General features: G+C 70.1%; 11 protein-coding genes. 1 reads left to right on the top strand and 10 read right to left on the bottom strand.

Features of this window, described 5'->3' with window-relative positions:
- The 10 genes from H5J31_RS37245 to H5J31_RS37200 all read right to left on the bottom strand — a co-directional run.
- Positions 1-1113: condensation domain-containing protein (locus H5J31_RS37245; RefSeq protein WP_328701710.1), on the bottom strand; the 1113-nt coding region annotated here is incomplete at its 3' end.
- A gap of 40 nt (positions 1114-1153) precedes the next feature.
- The gene (locus H5J31_RS37240) at positions 1154-3208 is read right to left on the bottom strand and encodes an ABC transporter ATP-binding protein (RefSeq protein ID WP_207899408.1); all 2055 of its coding nucleotides are present in this window, start codon (positions 3206-3208) and stop codon (positions 1154-1156) included.
- Between the two features lie 29 nt (positions 3209-3237).
- On the bottom strand, positions 3238-3462 hold the full coding sequence (locus tag H5J31_RS37235; protein WP_181777355.1) for an MbtH family protein: 225 nt from the start codon (positions 3460-3462) through the stop codon (positions 3238-3240).
- A gap of 151 nt (positions 3463-3613) precedes the next feature.
- Positions 3614-4423, bottom strand: coding sequence for an enoyl-CoA-hydratase DpgD (gene dpgD, locus H5J31_RS37230; RefSeq protein WP_328701709.1), 810 nt, complete (start codon positions 4421-4423; stop codon positions 3614-3616).
- Positions 4420-5718 carry a (3,5-dihydroxyphenyl)acetyl-CoA 1,2-dioxygenase DpgC gene (gene dpgC, locus H5J31_RS37225; RefSeq protein WP_181777354.1) on the bottom strand — a complete coding sequence of 433 codons (1299 nt, stop codon included), beginning with the start codon at positions 5716-5718 and terminating at the stop codon, positions 4420-4422. The genes dpgD and dpgC overlap by 4 nt, the downstream gene beginning before the upstream one ends.
- Complete coding sequence (dpgB, locus tag H5J31_RS37220) at positions 5715-6383, bottom strand: enoyl-CoA-hydratase DpgB (protein WP_181777353.1); 669 nt, start codon at positions 6381-6383, stop codon at positions 5715-5717. The genes dpgC and dpgB overlap by 4 nt, the downstream gene beginning before the upstream one ends.
- A gap of 13 nt (positions 6384-6396) precedes the next feature.
- A complete protein-coding gene (dpgA, locus tag H5J31_RS37215; RefSeq protein WP_207899410.1) occupies positions 6397-7470 on the bottom strand; it encodes a 3,5-dihydroxyphenylacetyl-CoA synthase DpgA in 1074 nt (357 codons plus the stop codon).
- A gap of 70 nt (positions 7471-7540) precedes the next feature.
- Complete coding sequence (locus tag H5J31_RS37210; RefSeq protein WP_236005617.1) at positions 7541-9058, bottom strand: acyl-CoA carboxylase subunit beta; 1518 nt, start codon at positions 9056-9058, stop codon at positions 7541-7543.
- Positions 9059-9099: 41 nt separating this feature from the next.
- On the bottom strand, positions 9100-10479 hold the full coding sequence (locus tag H5J31_RS37205) for an aminotransferase-like domain-containing protein (RefSeq protein WP_236005616.1): 1380 nt from the start codon (positions 10477-10479) through the stop codon (positions 9100-9102).
- A 160-nt stretch (positions 10480-10639) separates the two neighbouring features.
- Positions 10640-13414, bottom strand: a complete 2775-nt coding sequence (locus H5J31_RS37200; protein ID WP_181777350.1) for an AAA family ATPase — start codon at positions 13412-13414, stop codon at positions 10640-10642.
- Positions 13415-13738: 324 nt separating this feature from the next.
- On the opposite strand from H5J31_RS37200, the gene H5J31_RS37195 reads away from it, so the two are divergent.
- A partial coding sequence (locus H5J31_RS37195) for an AAA family ATPase (protein WP_181777349.1) occupies positions 13739-16116 on the top strand: 2378 nt, incomplete at its 3' end.

Here is a 16116-nt window from a genome sequence, read left to right as displayed (position 1 = left end):
CGCTCCCTCCGCGGGCGGCGGGCCGACCCGGGGCTGCGAAGCGGGTCCTCGCGGGTAGTTCTGGAACACCATCAACGTGTCGAACGAGGCGCCCGGCCCCACCGTGCGCTGGATGTCGGTCAGCCCGAGGTACTGCGCGTCGAGCAGGGCCGTCTGCTGTGCCCGGAGATCCGCGACCACCGAGGTGAACGACGACGCCGGGTTCAACCGGACCCGCACCGGGACGGTGTTGATGAACAACCCGAGCATGCGCTCGACGCCGGGCAGTTCCGCCGGGCGTCCCGAGACGGTCGCGCCGAAAACGACGTCGCTCTTCCCGGAAAGCTTGCCCACCAGCAGACCCCACGCGCCCTGCACGACCGTGTTGAGCGTGACGCCCTGGCCGCGTGCGAGTTCCCGCAGCCCTCCGGCCAGCTCTTCCCCGGCTTCCGTGATGACGTGCTGCAGCATCACCGGCGGTCCGCCGCGGTCCGCCGGTCCGACCAGGGTCGGCTCCGTGACGTCGGCGAACATGTTCCGCCAGGCCGCCCGCGCGGCGTCCTTGTCCTGCCGCACCAGCCAGGCCAGGTAGTCGCGATACGGCGTGACCGGCGGCAGCGAACTCGAGTCGCCGCCATCGCGGTAGACCGCCCACAGCTCACCGAAGAGAACCGGCAGCGACCAGCCGTCCATCAGGATGTGGTGCATCGTGACGACCAGCCGGAACCGGCCCGGGCCGAGTTCGATCAGCAGCAGCCGCAGCAACGGCGGGACGGCGAGGTCGAATCTCCGCCGGTCCTCGTCGGCCAGCCGGGCCGCCTCGGCCTCCGCCTCTTCCGGCGGCAGCGCGGAAACGTCCTCGTACCGCCAGGGCAGCGTCACCTGCTTCGCGATCACCTGCACGGCGTCGCCGGACGCGCGGTGGTGGAAGCCGGCACGCAGGCTGGCGTGCCGGTCGAGCAGCGCCTGCCACGACGCGCGGAACACGTCGACGGCCAGCGGTCCTTCGAGGTTCAGCACACGCTGGCCGACGTAGACGTCGCGATCGGCGTCCTCGTCGTAGGCGGCGTGGAACAGCAAACCCTCCTGCAGTGGCGCGAGCGGCCACACGTCCTCTACCTGTGTCTGTGCCACTTTCGCTCCCCTTTCCCCTGGGAGTCGGTTCGGATTTCGGTCACTGGCCCTGGTTCGGCGGCGGGCCGAGGAGATGCGGTGCCCCGCCACCACCGGGCGGCGGGCCGAGCAGATGGGGCGTGCCGCCTCCGCCGGGCGGCGGGCCGAGCAGATGCGGGGTACCGCCACCGGGTGGCGGACCGCGGTGCGCGGCACCGACCGGTTCGGCGTAGACGGGTTCGGGTTCCGGAACGGGCGGGCGCGAGAACTGCGTCCGGTACAGCTCCGCGTAGAGCCCGTCGGCCGCGAGGAGTTCTTCGTGGACGCCGCGTTCGACGATCCGGCCGTCGTCGACGACCAGGATCTGGTCCGCCTCGCGGATCGTGGACAGCCGGTGCGCGATCACCACCGACGTCCGTCCGGCGAGCGCGATCCGCAGCGCCCGCTGCACGGCCGCTTCGGATTCCGAGTCCAGATGCGCTGTCGCCTCGTCGAGCACCACGATCGACGGCGCCTTCAGCAGCAGCCGGGCGATCGCGAGCCGCTGCTTCTCCCCGCCGGAGAAGCGGTACCCGCGGTCACCGACGACGGTGTCGAGGCCGTTGGGCAGTGACGAGATCAGCTCCCAGATCTGCGCTGCCCGGCACGCCTCGATCAGATCGTCCTCGGTGGCGCCGGGCCGGGCATAGGTCAGGTTCCCGCGCAGCGTGTCGTGGAACAGGTGCGCGTCCTGGGTGACCGTTCCGATGGTGTCCCGCAAGGACTCCAGCGTCAGATCGCGGACGTCGTGCCCGCCGATCCGCACCGTGCCCGCACCCGCGTCGTACAGCCGGGGAACGAGCTGGGTGATGGTCGTCTTCCCCGCCCCGGACGGGCCGACGAGCGCGGTCATCGTCCCCGCCGGCGCGCGGAAACTGAGCTCCCGCAACGTCCACGAGTCATCCGAGCGTTCGGGGACCGGCAGGGCGATCGTTTCGAGCGACGCGAGCGACACGTCCTTCGCCGCCGGATAGCGGAACGACACCCGGTCGAACTCGATGTCCGGCGCCGAGCCGTTGCGGGAAACCCGCGTGGGCAAGGAGACCGCGTCCGGTTTCTCGTCGATCAAGGGCTTCAGGTCGAGGACCTCGAAGAGCCGGTCGAAGCTGACCAACGCGGTCATCACCTGGGCCTGCACATTGGAGAGCTGGTTGATCGGGCCGAACAACCGGGTCAGCAGGACGGCCAGCGCGACCAGCGTGCCGATCTGGAAGGCACCGTCGACGACCAGCCCGCCGCCGAGCCCGTAGACCACCGCGGTGGCCAGCGAGGCCAGCAGGGTCACGGTGATCAGCAGCATCCGGGAGTACACCGCCGTGCGGATGCCGAGATCGCGGACCCGGCCGGACCGGTCGGCGAACATCCCCGCCTCGTCGTCCGGCCTGCCGTACAGCTTGGCGAGCAGCGCGCCCGCCACGTTGAACCGCTCGTTCATCAGCGAACCGAGTTCGGCGTCGAGTTGCATCGACTCCCGCAGCAAGCGCTGCAGCCGCCGCCCGACGACCTTGCCCGGCAGGATGAAGAACGGCAGCACCACCAGCGAGATCAGCCCGACCACCCAGGACAGGGTGAAGATCGTCGCCAGCACCAAAAGGAGCACCAGCGCGCTCGACGTCACCATGGAGAACAGCGACGTGAGTGCCTGCTGCGCGGCGACGACGTCCGTGTTGAGCCTGCTGACCAGCGAGCCGGTCTGTGCCCGGGTGAAGAACGCGAGCGGCTGCCGCTGCACGTGCCGGAACACCTGGGTGCGCAGATCGTAGACGAGGCCTTCGCTGATCCTCGCGGAGAACCAGCTCGCCGCGTACCCGACGACGGCCTGGAGCAACGCCAGCCCCGCCGCGGCCACCGCGACCCAGACGACGACGGACAGGTCGCTGGGGATGATCCCGTCGTCGATGAGGATCTTGAACAGCAACGGGGTCGAAACGATGATCAGCGCGTCGACGATCGTGACGATCAGCAGGAGGAGCACATTCCCGCGATACGGTTTGAGGTAGGGCAGAATCCGCCGGACCGTGCCCGGTTTGATCCGCTGTCTGGTCACGTCGGAATCGGGACCGAATCCGGCGCGCATGGTAATGAGAGGTCCACCACCGCCACCGATCATGACACGGAAACCTCCCGCGCCATTTCCTCGACGAGCCGCCGCGGCCGCAGATCCGTCCAGTTCTCCTCGATGAACTCGAGGCAGGCACGGCGGTCGTCCTCACCGTGGGCGATCTCCCAGCCGGACGGCACTTCGGCGAAGGCCGGCCAGAGTGAGTATTGGCCCTGCGCGTTGACCAGGGCGAAGAACGTTCCTTCTTCGTCATCGAAGGGGTTGGCCATGACCATTCCTTCCCGTGAAAGGGCATGAGTGGAACCCCGGCGGAAATCGGGTTTCCGCCGCGGAGGTCTTTGGGTTTCCTTCCCCGATTCTCGGTGCTTTCCCGATCCGGGGTCAATCTCGTCCAACCGCTCAGATTTCCTTTGTGGACGGTCAGTAACCGCTCCACACCGGTTCGCGGTTCTCCGTGAAGGCGCGGACGCCCTCGTCGGCGTCACGGCTGCGCCGTCGTCGTTCCTCCCACCAGTACTCGGTTTCGAAGGCCTGATGCAGTGGCATGTCCACCGAGCGCAGCACGGACTCCTTGATCGACCGCACCGAAAGCGGCGCGGCACGCACCACCGACTGGGCCCATTCCGTGACGCAGTCGTCGAGCCGTTCGGCGGCGACGACCTCGTTGACCAGTCCGAAGTGGAGCGCCGAAACCGCCGACATCCGCCTGCCGGTCAGCAAATAGCCCATCGCGACCTTCAGCGGGAGCTGGCGGGCGAGCCGGAAGGCGCCGCCCGCACCGGGGATCAGGCCGAGCCGGGCCTCCGGTAGTGCGAACACCGCGTCCGCCGACGCGATCACGAGGTCGCAGGCCAGCGCCAGTTCGAAACCGCCACCCAGCGCGTACCCGTCGACTCGGGCGATCACCGGCTTCGACATCGTGAACCGTTCGGTGAGCCGTGGCCAGCCGGGTTGCCCGCGACTGCCATACGTCGTCGGCAACGTGCCCTGCTGGCTCAGCCGCGCCCGTTCCTTGAGGTCCTGACCGACCGAGAAGGCCCGGTCGCCCGCCCCGGTCAGGACGGCCACCCGCAGGTCGTCGTCCGCCTCGAAGTCGTCCCAGACCTCGGCCAGTTCCTCGTGCATCCGCAGATCCATCGCGTTCAGCACGGCAGGCCGGTCCATCGTCACGAACGCGACCTGGTCCTTCTTCTCGTACCGCACCCGCGGCCCGGCATCGCTCCCGCTCACGACGGCCGGCCCCCGAACCGGCCCGCCTTGTCGATCACGTCCTCGCCGTGGATACGCAAAGCCTGCTGCAGCGCGAATTCCGCCATGTACACGCGGAAGTCCTCGGGCGGCTCTTCGGCGAGGTTCAGCATCCTCCGGTTCGCCAGTACCGCCGGGGAGCGCAGGGACGCCAGTGCCCGCTCGACGGCGTCGTCGAGTTCCCCCGGGGCGACGATCTCGTCCACGAGCAGTCCCGCTTCCGGTTCGTCGGCGCGGAGACGTCGTCCGCCCAAGATGATCTGCCGCGCGAGCCGCGGCCCGAGCACGCGACCGAGCCGGAGATTCGCCGCGCCGGGGACGATGCCCTCCTGCGCCGCGGGCAGGCTGAAGTACGCGTCCGACGCGGCCAGGACGTGGTCGAAGACCAGCAGCAGTTGCATCCCGCCGCCGATCGCGAAGGTGTCCACGGCGGCCGCCCACGGCTTCACGATCCGCGGCGAATGCCATTTGTTCCAGGCGAGCAGGCCATGCGAGATCTTCCGGAGGTAGCCGAGTTCCCTCGCCAGCAGGAAGCCGGTGAGGGAGATCTTCCCGGCGTGCAGGCTCTTCAGGTTGACTCCCGCGCTGAACACCCGCCTGCCCCGATAGCGGGTGTGGCTCATCTTCCCGCCGCGCAGCAAGCACACCTCGACCGAGGGATCGAGCAGCGCGAGGTCGACGGCCGTTTCCAGATCGGAGACCTGCTGTTCGTCCTCGGCGTTGAGGCAGTCACCGCGGCACAGTGTCAGGTACGCCGCGCCGTCCCGCCGCTCCAGCAGCACCGACGCCGTCTCCAGCCTGCCGGTGCGGTGGAACTCCTGGAGCAGGTCCAAGGCCCGCGACGTCGGCCGGAGCATCGCGTCGAGCAGATGGGGGCCCGCGTGCGGCGAGCGCAGGACTCCCCGCAGGAAGAGCCCCTGGTCGATCTCGTAGCCCTCCTTGTCCGCCTGACGTCGTGAGCGTTCGGCGGCCATCTGGTCCGCCGTGGGCACCAGACCGGGGAAGGCGGCGCCGGCGGACTCCATCAGCTCCGGCAGTCGCAAGTAGACGGTCCGTTGCGCGGTGAGCTCGTCGTACACCGCGTCCGCGTACCGGTCCATGAACCGCAGGCGCAGCGCCCGGGCCGCGTCGAATTCCGCCGCCACCCGCGCCGCCTGATCCGGTGGCCGAGGCCGGGGAAGAGCGGCCACGAGGTCGTCGACCCGCTCCCCCGCCGCCACGAGTTCGGACCGTTGTTCCACCGGGATCGCCCCACGCGACGGCGCCTGGGCGGTCATGATCTCGCTCCGGTCGTCGCCCTGCGCAGCGCCCGGTCGCAGGCGGCCAGATGCGCGCCGAGCGCGTCTTCGAAACTGGTCGTGCTCGCGTCGAACATCAGCTGGCGCCGGATCGCGAGTTCCTTGCCCGGCACCGCGCCCACCAGCGCGGCGGTGGCGGACAGCGCGGATTCGGGGGCTTCGGTGACGTCGTCGACGAGGCCGAGGGACAACGCCTCGGCGGCCACGATCGGGTGTCCGAGCACCACCGCGCGCCGGGTCCTGGCGACCCCGACCTGCTGGGACAGCCGGAACAGCGCCATCCCCGGCCAGGTCGTCCCGTCCTCGACCGTCACCAGCAGCCGCATTCCGGTCTCCGCGATCCGGAAGTCCGTGGCCAGCAAGGCGTCCAGCGCCGGTCCACCGCAGTCGCCGGACGCGACCGCGACCGTCGTGATGTCGAGCCGCTCCAGCCGCCGCAGCCCGCGTTCCCATTTGGTCACGAGCGAGACGTCCAGTCCCGTGGCCCAAGACCGGTCCGGGGCACCGGACACGTACACCGGCAGGATGCCGGCACCGCCCCGGTCCTCGGCACGGTCGCAGGCCTCCGCGACGGCTTCGACCGCCGCGAGCGTCAGCGGCCGGGCGCCGTCGACGCGCAGCATCGCTCCGGATTCGTCGAACATGATCGGACTCCCCTCACCATCGGATCAGCGCGGTCTCGAGTGTCGAGCCGGGCCCCATCGTCATCAGGACGCCGTGGTCGCCGGGCGCGGTGACGCCTTCTTCGAGCAATCTTTCGTAGGAGAACAGGAAAGAGGCGCTCGAGACGTTGCCGTAGTCGCGCAGGACGCCGCTGGTGTGCCGCAGGTCGTACCGGTTCAGCCCGAGGTTGACCCCGACCGCGTCGATCACCTTCTTGCCACCGGAATGCACCAGCCAGTGCCGGATGTCGCTGCGCCGCAGGCCGGTCCCGGCCAGCAGCCGGTCGACCACGATCTCCGCGTGCGCGCCCACGACGTACGGGATCTGCGGGTCGAGGAAGAAACTGAACCGCCCCAGTTCGCGGTCCCAGTCGTAACGCATGGCTTCGAGCGCGTCGGTGATGATGCAGCTCGCGAACTTCAGCACCTGCGGTCCCCTGCCCCCGCCGTCGCCGCCACCCTCACCGGAGATGAGCGCGGCAGCCGCGGCGCCGTCGCCGAACAGGCTGTTGACCACCGCCGTCCGCATCGAGGAGTCCATCGCGTACGCCGCCGAGCAGGCCTCCGCGCAGAGCACGACGGCCAGGCGTCCGGGATTCGCGACCGACCAGCCGTTGACGACGTTGAGCGCGTTGAGTCCGGCGTTGCAGCCCATGCCGACGACGTCGGTGCGGGAGCAGTGGCGGTCGATGCCGAGTTCGCGGATGAGGAGCGCGCTCAGCCCCGGCGTGAGGAATCCGGTGGAGGTCACGCAGCACAGCTGGCCGATGTCCGACAGATCCGCGCCGGCCTGGCGGAGACACGCGCCCAGCGCCTCGGCACCCATCTCGACGGCGAGTCGCTTGTGTTTGTCGAGAAGGTCGCCCTGCGGTTCGGCGACGCGGACACCGTCGCCGCCGAACGGCGGGAGTTCGAGATGGCGGCTGTCGATGGCGCTGTTGAGGAAGACCGACCGGATCCGGGGGTCGGTGATCGCGAACTCGTCGAGGACCTCGCGCTGGCTGAACGCCGTCTCCGACGCCGACGTGCCCACCCCGACGATCCGCGCCCTCGGCGCGATCGGGAGCATCTCCTCCAGGACGGCCGGGGCGAAGGCCGCCGGACGTTCGATCTCGATGGTCATCTGACTCCCTTTTCTTTCACAGCGGGCCATTCCCGTGTTTGCGCCGGGGCGGGACACGCCGCTTCGTGCGGATCATCGCCAGCCCCGAGGCGATCGCCGACCGCGTCCGGACCGGGTCGATCACGTCGTCGACCAAGCCACGTTCGGCGGAGTAGTGGGGGTGCATGAGCCGTCGCGTGTAGGCGTCGGTCAAGTCCTCGCGCAGCCGGTCCGGGTCTGCGGCCGCGGCGAGTTCCTTGCGGTGGATGACGTTCACCGCACCGGTCGCGCCCATGACCGCGATCTCGTTGGTCGGCCACGCCAGCGACAGATCGGCGCCGATGGACCGTGAGTCCATCACGATGTACGCGCCGCCGTAGGCCTTGCGCAGGATGACCTGGACCCGCGGGACCGTCGCCTCGCAGTAGGCATAGAGCAGTTTCGCGCCGTGCCGGATGATCCCGGCGTGCTCCTGTTCGACGCCCGGCAGGAAACCCGGGACGTCGACCAAGGTGACCAGCGGGATGCCGAACGCGTCGCAGAACCGGACGAACCGCGCCGCCTTCTGCGCCGCCGCCGCGTCCAGCACCCCGGCGAGTACGAGCGGCTGGTTCGCCACCACGCCGACGACCTCGCCGTCGATCCTGGCGAACACGCAGAGTACGTTGCCCGCCCAGTCCTCGTGCAGTTCCAGGAATTCGCCGTCGTCGACGATCTCCGCGATGACGTGCCGCATGTCGTACGGCAGGTTCGGTTCCACCGGCACCAGTTCGGCGAGCCGGGGCCGCTCGTCGCTGACGGCCCCGGTCGCGCCGGTGGACGGCGGCCGTTCGAGATTGTTGGCGGGCAGCAGGGAGACCAGATACCGCACCTCGTCCAGGCAGCCCACCTCGTCGTCGTGGACGAACGTGGCCACCCCGGACCGGCTCCCGTGCACCTCGGCGCCGCCGAGTTCGGCGTGCGTCACCCGCTTCCCGGACACGGCCTCGACGACGTCCGGCCCGGTCAGGTACATCTGCGCGGTGTCGCGGACCATGAAGGTGAAGTCGGTCAGCGCGGGCGAGTAGGCCGCGCCACCGGCGCAGGGGCCGAGGATCACGCTGATCTGCGGGATCACCCCGGAGGCCTGGACGTTGCGGTAGAAGATGCCGCCGTAGCCGTCGAGGGCCATGACGCCTTCCTGGATCCGCGCTCCCCCGCTGTCGTTGAGCCCGATCAGCGGCGCGCCCGCGTCGAGCGCGAGATCCATTAGTTTGTGGATCTTCGCCGCGTGTGCCTCGCCGAGCGAACCGCCGGCGATGGTGAAGTCCTGTGCGTAGACGAAGACCCGGCGTCCGCCGATCTCTCCGGAACCGGTGATGACGCCGTCGGTGGCTTCCTGCGCGCCTTCCTTGCCGCGACGGTAGAGATCGAGTTCGACGAACACGCCGTCGTCGAGGAGCAGCGCCAGCCGCTCGCGGGCGGTGAGCTTGCCGAGCGCGTGCTGCCGGGCGGGCCCGTTGCCCTCGATGATCCGCGCCCGGGTCCGGAAGTGCTGTTCCCGCAGCCGGTCCATCGTGGGTCTGTCCTCCAGGGACCTGCGGGGTGGCGAGATCGTCATCGGGCCGCGCTTTCGGTTTCGATGAACCGGACGAGCCGGTCGACGCCCTCCTCGATCTCGGCCGCGGTCAGGTAGCTGGTCGAGAGCCGGAGACACCGTTCGCCGCCGCCGTCGGGATAGAAGTACGACATCGGGGTCCAGAGCACGCCGAAGTCCTCCGCGGACCGCATGAGCGCCTTGTTCCCGGCGAGGAACGGCACCTCGACGCTGACGAAGAAGCCGCCCGTCGGCCGATTCCAGCGCACTCCCATGGCGGCCCGGCGCGCCGGGGGCAGCCGGCGGTCCAGTTCCCGCAGTGTGGCGCGCAGGGCGTTCCCGTAGTACTCCGCCGTGTCCGTGTTGAGCTCCGACACCCGGCCGCCCGACTCCAGCAACGCCCCCGCCACGGCCGCCTGGCCGAGCGACGAGGTGTTGACCGAAACCATGCTCTTGATCTTCGCCAGCTCGCCCGCCAGCAGACTCGCCTGACCGGACTCGTCGACGACCAGCTGATCCGCCACCGCGAAACCGACCCGGGCGCCCGGGAAGACGGTCTTGGAATAGGACCCGACGTGGACGACCCGGCGGTCGCGGTCGAGGGATTTCAAGGTGGGCAGCGGCACACCGGGACTCACCAGCCGGTACGGGCTGTCCTCCAGGAGGAGAATTCCTTGGCGTGCCGCGAGTTCCAGCAACGCCTTCCGCGTCGGGAGGTCCAAGGTGTTGCCCGACGGATTCGAATGGTCGGGCACCACGTACAACGCACGGGGGCGGCGACCGAGGGCACGTTCGTCCAGAATGACCGTTTCGACGTCGGCACAGGACAAGCCGTCGGCCCGCTCGTCGACCGGTGCGATCTCGATACCGAGCAACCTGGCCGCGCCGATGACACCGACGTAGCACGGGCTCGCGACGAGGACGACGTCGTCCGGGCCGGAGACCAGCGCGCGCAGCGTGAGCAGCATCGCCTCCTGTGCGCCGACAGTGACCACAATGGACTCCGGCGGGACGTGGATGTCCTCGTCCTCGCGTAGCGAATCGGCGATCAGTGTCCGGATCTGCCCGGCGGTCGGCCCGTACTGGTAGAGGTGGTCACGGATCTCGCGAGCGGATTTCCCCTGCGCGGCCAGGTGATCCAGGTAGCGGCGGATATGCGCGAAGATCTGCTCGACGTCGAAGAAGCCGTCGTAAGGCCTGCCCGGCGCGAACGAGATCGCGTCCGGATGCCGCAGGGTGATCTCGTTGAGGAAGTTCATCGTGTCCAGTACCGGATCGGATACGCAGCCGTGGAGTTCCTCCTTCGACAGGAACGACTCCCCCAGCCGGCGCGACGGCCGCGTCACGACCGCCCGGCTCGGCTCCGCCGCGGACACCGAGTCCATCTCGATCGACGCCATGACCCCTCCACCCCTGTCCGGAATCCCTGCACCACAAGGAATATCAGCCGATCGTGAGTGTCTGGAACCGTCGACTGCGCCGAAACACCCTGCGGTGGCGGAACAATCCGGGTGTCCAGGTGCCCGGACTACCCGGTTGGACGGACGATCGGGACGGCGCTCAGGCCGGATGGTCCTGGATGGGCAGCAGGAGCAGCTTGAGCGGGAGATCGGACCGGGTCCGGATCTCGAGCTTCCGGTAGACGCGGGTCAGATGCTGCTCGACGGTGCTCGTCGAAAGGTGCAGCCGGCCGGCGATCTGGCGGTTGGTGTGCCCGTTGGCGGCGAGGGTCGCGACGCGGCGTTCGGCGTCGCTCAGGCCGGCGAGCGGGTCCGCGGGCACACCCGGCGCGCAGTCGCCGTTCTCGGCCAGGCGGGGAGCCCGGGCGCTCCAATCCTCGTGGACCCCGCATTCCGCCGCGAGCAGCCGGGCACGCTGTCCGATCGCTTTCGCCCGTGGCCCCTCGCCCACCGTTTCGTAGGCGTCGCTGAGGTCGCCGAGAGCCTTCGACAGGGCGAACCGGTCACCCGATTCCTCCAGCAGTTCCACGGCTTTCGTGAGGGTCCCGACGCGTTCGGTGTGGCCGGCCGCGGCCGCGAGTACCCGCAGTGTCATCCCCCGCGTCCGCACCTGATCCGGGCCGAGCAGCGCGAGTTGCTCGGCCGCGAGCCGGTTCGCCTCGGCGTGATCGCCCATGGCCAGACGCGCCTCCGCCAGATCACTCCGCCAGGACACGAAACCGGGCAGGTCGAATCCCCATCGGACGGCCAGTTCACCGCAGGCGGCGAATTCGGCCTGGGCGGCGTGCGGGCGGTCGAGTCCGAGGTAGTAGCGGCCCCGGGCCTGGAGGTACGGCAGCGCGAGCGGCGTATGGAAGATCGCGTCCGGGACCGGGGTGTCGAAGTGACTCTCGACGTCCTCGAAGCGCCCCATCTCCGTCAAGGCCAGGAGCAGAGTGCCCAGCGGGATCCCGATGGCGATGCCCCAGCCCTTGGGCGGGAGGAGTACGAACGCCTGGCGCGCGGCCTTTTCCGCGTCCTGCAGATCACCCCGTCGATGCCGGAGCAGCGCGCGCAGGGCGAGGAAGAGCGCGTCGGCGAGCGGTGACCAGCGCGACGACGACCGTCCGGAAGCGTCGCACCACCGTTCCGCGGCGTCGAGGTCGTCGAGATAGATCAGCGTCAGGACGGCGACGACCGGCGTGAGATCCCGGAACGCCGGACCAGTCTCGCGCAGGATCGCCTCGGCCGTCGACCGCGTCTCCTCCGGCGAATCGCGGGACAACGCGCCGGCGATCAGCGCCCCCACCTGGTATTGGCGGGAGGTGACCATTCCCGCGTCGGGCTCGCCCGGCACCTCCGGGCCGGCCAGCCCCGGATACGCGTACCGGAACCACCACCGCGCCGATCCGGAGCCGAAACCGTTGCCGGGGCGGGGATCCGCGGCTGCACGTGGCACTTCGGTCATGATTTCGAGGGCTTCGTCGACCCGGCCGAGCCACAACGCCCAGCGAGCGAGCCTCGGCGCGCTCTCGCGGGGAAGCCTGCCTTCACGCAGATCGCCCGCCAGTTCGGTGAGGTGACCGGCCGCGGTCGCCGGATCGTTGTGCCAGATCGCCCGGACCAGGTCCAGATGCACCGCCGTCCGCTGGGCGTCGTCGGCGCACTCCTGGAAGGCCAGCCGCAGGCAGCTGATCGCGCGCGGCACGGCGCCCTCGGCCAGCGCCGCTTCTGCCGCGTCCTGCAGGACCTTCACCGCCCAGGGCGCCGCGGCGCGGTCCGCGGCCATCAGACGTTCGGCGATGACGGGCGCGGGCGCGCCATGACCGTGCAGCAGTTCCGCCGCGTCGAGTTGCAACGTCGTCCGCTCGTCGGGTTCCATCCCGCTCAGCACGGCGGTCTTGACCGCGTCGTGCCGGAACCAGGCGCCGTCGAGGAGCCCGGTGGCCCGCAGGACGTCACGGGAGAGCGCGACCGATTCGGCGTCGAGGTGGACGAGTTCACCGAGCAGGGCAGGCGAGGTCGTCCCGGCGAGGACCGCCAGTCCCCGCGCGCTCGTCGCCGCGCCGGACCGGTGGACACAGGTCAAAACGGCGCGGCGGAAGCAGTCCCCGAACGCCGACCCGCCGGGCAGCGCGGGCCTGCAGACCCGTCGGTCTTCGAGGGCCGCGTGCAGGAGCGCCGGATTTCCACCTGTCACCCGAAAGAATTCCGGTGTCAGCCGGGCGACGTCGCCGGCGTCGATGGCTGCGGCGTCCTCGACGACCTCCGCGATCCCCTGCGGCGACAACGGCTTCAACCGGATCCTGACACAGCCGGGTTGTTCGAGCAGGTCCGTGTGCAACAACGGATGCGCCCGCGCGACCCGACGGCATTCGGTGAGTACCACCAGGACCCGGGCCGATTCGGCCCGGCGGGCCAGGTAGGTGAGGAAACGCAACGAGGCGACGTCGGCGAAATGGACGTCGTCGACCCCGATCACCAACGGCGCCCGCTCCGCGGCCTCGAGGACGATTTCGCTCAGCCCGCGCAGGATCGACGGCGGTACCGGGACGACGGCGTCCGCGTCGTGCCCCACCCCGGGGGCCATCGCGATCAGCGCGCCATCGGCGAGAAAGCGGTCCGCGCGGCCGATTTCCTCCCGCGTCAATCCCGGTCCTCGGAACAACTGTCCCGCCACGCTCAACGGGAGATCGCGTTCGGCCAGTGACGCGGACGCGCCGAGGAATCCCGTGCCCCGTTCGTTCACCCGTTCGGCGAAAGCGTGCAGCAGTGCCGTTTTCCCCATTCCCGCGGCGCCCTCGATCAGGGCGACGGTCCCCGTTCCCTCGTCGAGCAGCGACTCCTCGAGGCCGAGCAGATCCCCCGTCCGCTCGGCCAGGATTCCGCGACGCATCCTCGCCCACCCCCGCCTGTGCAGTCACCACCTGCCGTCTCCCCCGGCAACCGATTTCGACTCTCGCAGCGGAATCGCCAGAGCACAAGGGAATGTGCCTTCGCGTGATAATCGATTCAGGTGAATCACCGGATCGCCACCCCCATGTCACGTTCCGTCGTTTCCGTCGGTGGACCGTTTTGTGCGCGGACGGTTTTTTTCCTTCCGCGCCGGCCTGTGTTCCCGGCGCCGACGGTGACGCCGGTGTGACCGTGTCGTTGCTCTACTCGTTCTCAGGGGCAGGCGGTATTCGGATGGCAATTCGGCATTCACCGGGGGACGTCGATGTATCTGGTCGAACGGGAACAACAGCTGGCCACGCTGTCGGGGGCTTTCGCCGATTCCCTGGACGGCCGCGGCCAGGTGGTGATCGTCGGCGGCGCGGTGGCGACCGGGAAGACCTCGCTGCTGCGCGCCTTCACCGAAGGACTGGGAAAGGCCACCGGCGAGGACGTCCTCGTTCTAGGCGCTTCGGCCACGTCTGCCACGAAGGCCACACCCCTCGGCCTGATGAAAGACCTCCTCCGCGGCGGCGGCACCACGCCCGAATCGGCCAGGCTCCTCGACGAAGGCGCCGTCGGGGAAACCCTGCGCGGTCACGAACTCTCCCCCGCGCTTCGCGGGATCTGCGATTCCCTGCTGGGTCTGGCCGCGGACATCCCGCTCGTGCTCACCGTCGACGACGTCGACCACGCCGACGCGGCCTCCCTGCACTGCCTGCAGTATCTGGCGAGGCGGACCGGGACGGCCCGGATCCTGCTGGTACTCGGCGAATGCGCCGCCGCCAGGTACGGGAATTCCGCCTTCCACGCCGAACTGCTGGGATTCCGGCACTGCCGCCGGATCCGGCTGGACCTGTTGTCCCGGCGAGGTCAGGCCGAAGTGCTCGCCGACCGGCTCGGCGGAAGCGCGAACCACCGGCTCCCCCTCGTCTGTCACGGACTCACCGGCGGCAATCCGCTGCTGCTGCGGTCGCTGCTCGAAGACAATCCCGGACTCACGAGCGAAAGCACCGACCTCGTCGTCGACGGCGCCTTCGGCCTCGCGGTGCTGAGCTGCCTCCATCGCGGCGAACCGGCGATGTCCGGTCTCGCCCGCGCGCTCGCGATCGTCGACGAATCCGCTCCGCCGGTCCTGCTCGGCAGGCTGGCCGGCCTCGACCCGGATCACGTGACACGGTTGCTGGACGCGATGACCGGATCCGGGCTGCTGCTGAACGGCCGGTTCCGGCATCCCGCTCTCCAGACCGTCGTGCTCGGCGGGCTCACCGAGGAACGGGCGGCCGGACTCCACACCAGGGCCGCCCGGCTACGGTACGACCACGGCGCGCCCGCGCCGGTGGTGGCGCGTCACCTCGTCGCCGCACCGGGCACGGACGTGCCATGGGCGGTCCCGGTGCTGATGGAAGCGGCCGAAGAAGCCTTGGCCGCCGGATCCCTGCAGACCGCGCTGGCATGCCTTCGTCGGGCCCGCGACACCTGCGCGGACGAGCGTCAGCAGGCCCGCGTGACGGGCATGCTGGCCAGGGCGCTGTGGCGGATCAGTCCCGCCGTCGTCCGCGACCTGCTGCCGGAACTCACCGCCGCCGCCTACGACGGCAGGCTGGACGTCGGCCAGGCCGTCGCCTCGTTGGGCTATCTCGCGTGGCACGGCCAGGCCGACGAAGCGGCCGACGTCTTCGAACGGCTGGCCTCCGCCCGTCCCGTTCCCGGGCTCGACGCCGCCCATGTACTGCTTTCCTGTGCGTATCCCGGCCGGTTCACGGCGCGGGCTCGCGAACGGGGCGGCCCGGCCGCGACCGGCCGTCTGCGCGCGGCGACCGCGCTTTCCGCGGTCCTGACCGGCCAACCGGGCGAAGACCTGCGCGCCACGCCGGAACAGGTCCTTCAGGCCGCCAGGCTCGAGGACACCTCGCTTTCGGGGGTCATCGCCGCGCTCGCGACCCTGATCTGCGACGACCGGCTCGGCATCGCGGCCCGCTCCTGCGACCCGCTGCTGGCCGAGGCCGCCGCCCGGCACGCCCCGATGTGGCACGCCGTGCTCGCCGCCGTCCGCGCGCTCATCTGCTTCCGGCAGGGCGATCTCCCCGCCGCGGAACGGCATGCCCGGACAGCGCTCACGCGGCTCTCACCGTCGGGCTGGGGCGTCGCGATCGGACTGCCCATCTCGGTGCTGGTTCTGGCGACGACGGCGATGGGCCGGTACGAAGACGCGGCGACCCAGCTCGGGATGGCCTTACCCGAGGCGATGTTCCAGACGCCCTGCGGACTGTTCTATCTGCAGGCCCGCGGCCGGTACCGGCTCGCGACCGGACATCCGCGCGCCGCCCTCGGCGACCTGCGGGCATGCGGCGACCTCGTCCGTCGCTGGGGTTTCGACGTACCCGGACTCGTCACCTGGCGCAGCGATCTGGCGCGGGTCCTCGTCGCACTCGGCGAGCACGATGAGGCGACCGCACTGGCGGACGGACAACTCGCGCTGCTGCGGCCGGGGCCGTCGCGTTCTCGCGGGATCTCCCTGCGGGCGCGGGCGATGACCGCCGACGCCGGACGTCGTCTCGAACTCCTCGAAGAGGCGGCCCACGTCCAGGAACAGGGTGGCGACCAGTACGAACTCTCACTCACCCTCACCGAACTCAGCCGCGCGCAACACGAGGCCGGTGA

Source organism: Amycolatopsis pittospori (assembly GCF_013870525.1).
Taxonomy (GTDB): domain Bacteria; phylum Actinomycetota; class Actinomycetes; order Mycobacteriales; family Pseudonocardiaceae; genus Amycolatopsis; species Amycolatopsis pittospori.
Note: the sequence above shows the minus strand (reverse complement) of the source record. Positions and strands in the feature narration are given on the sequence as shown.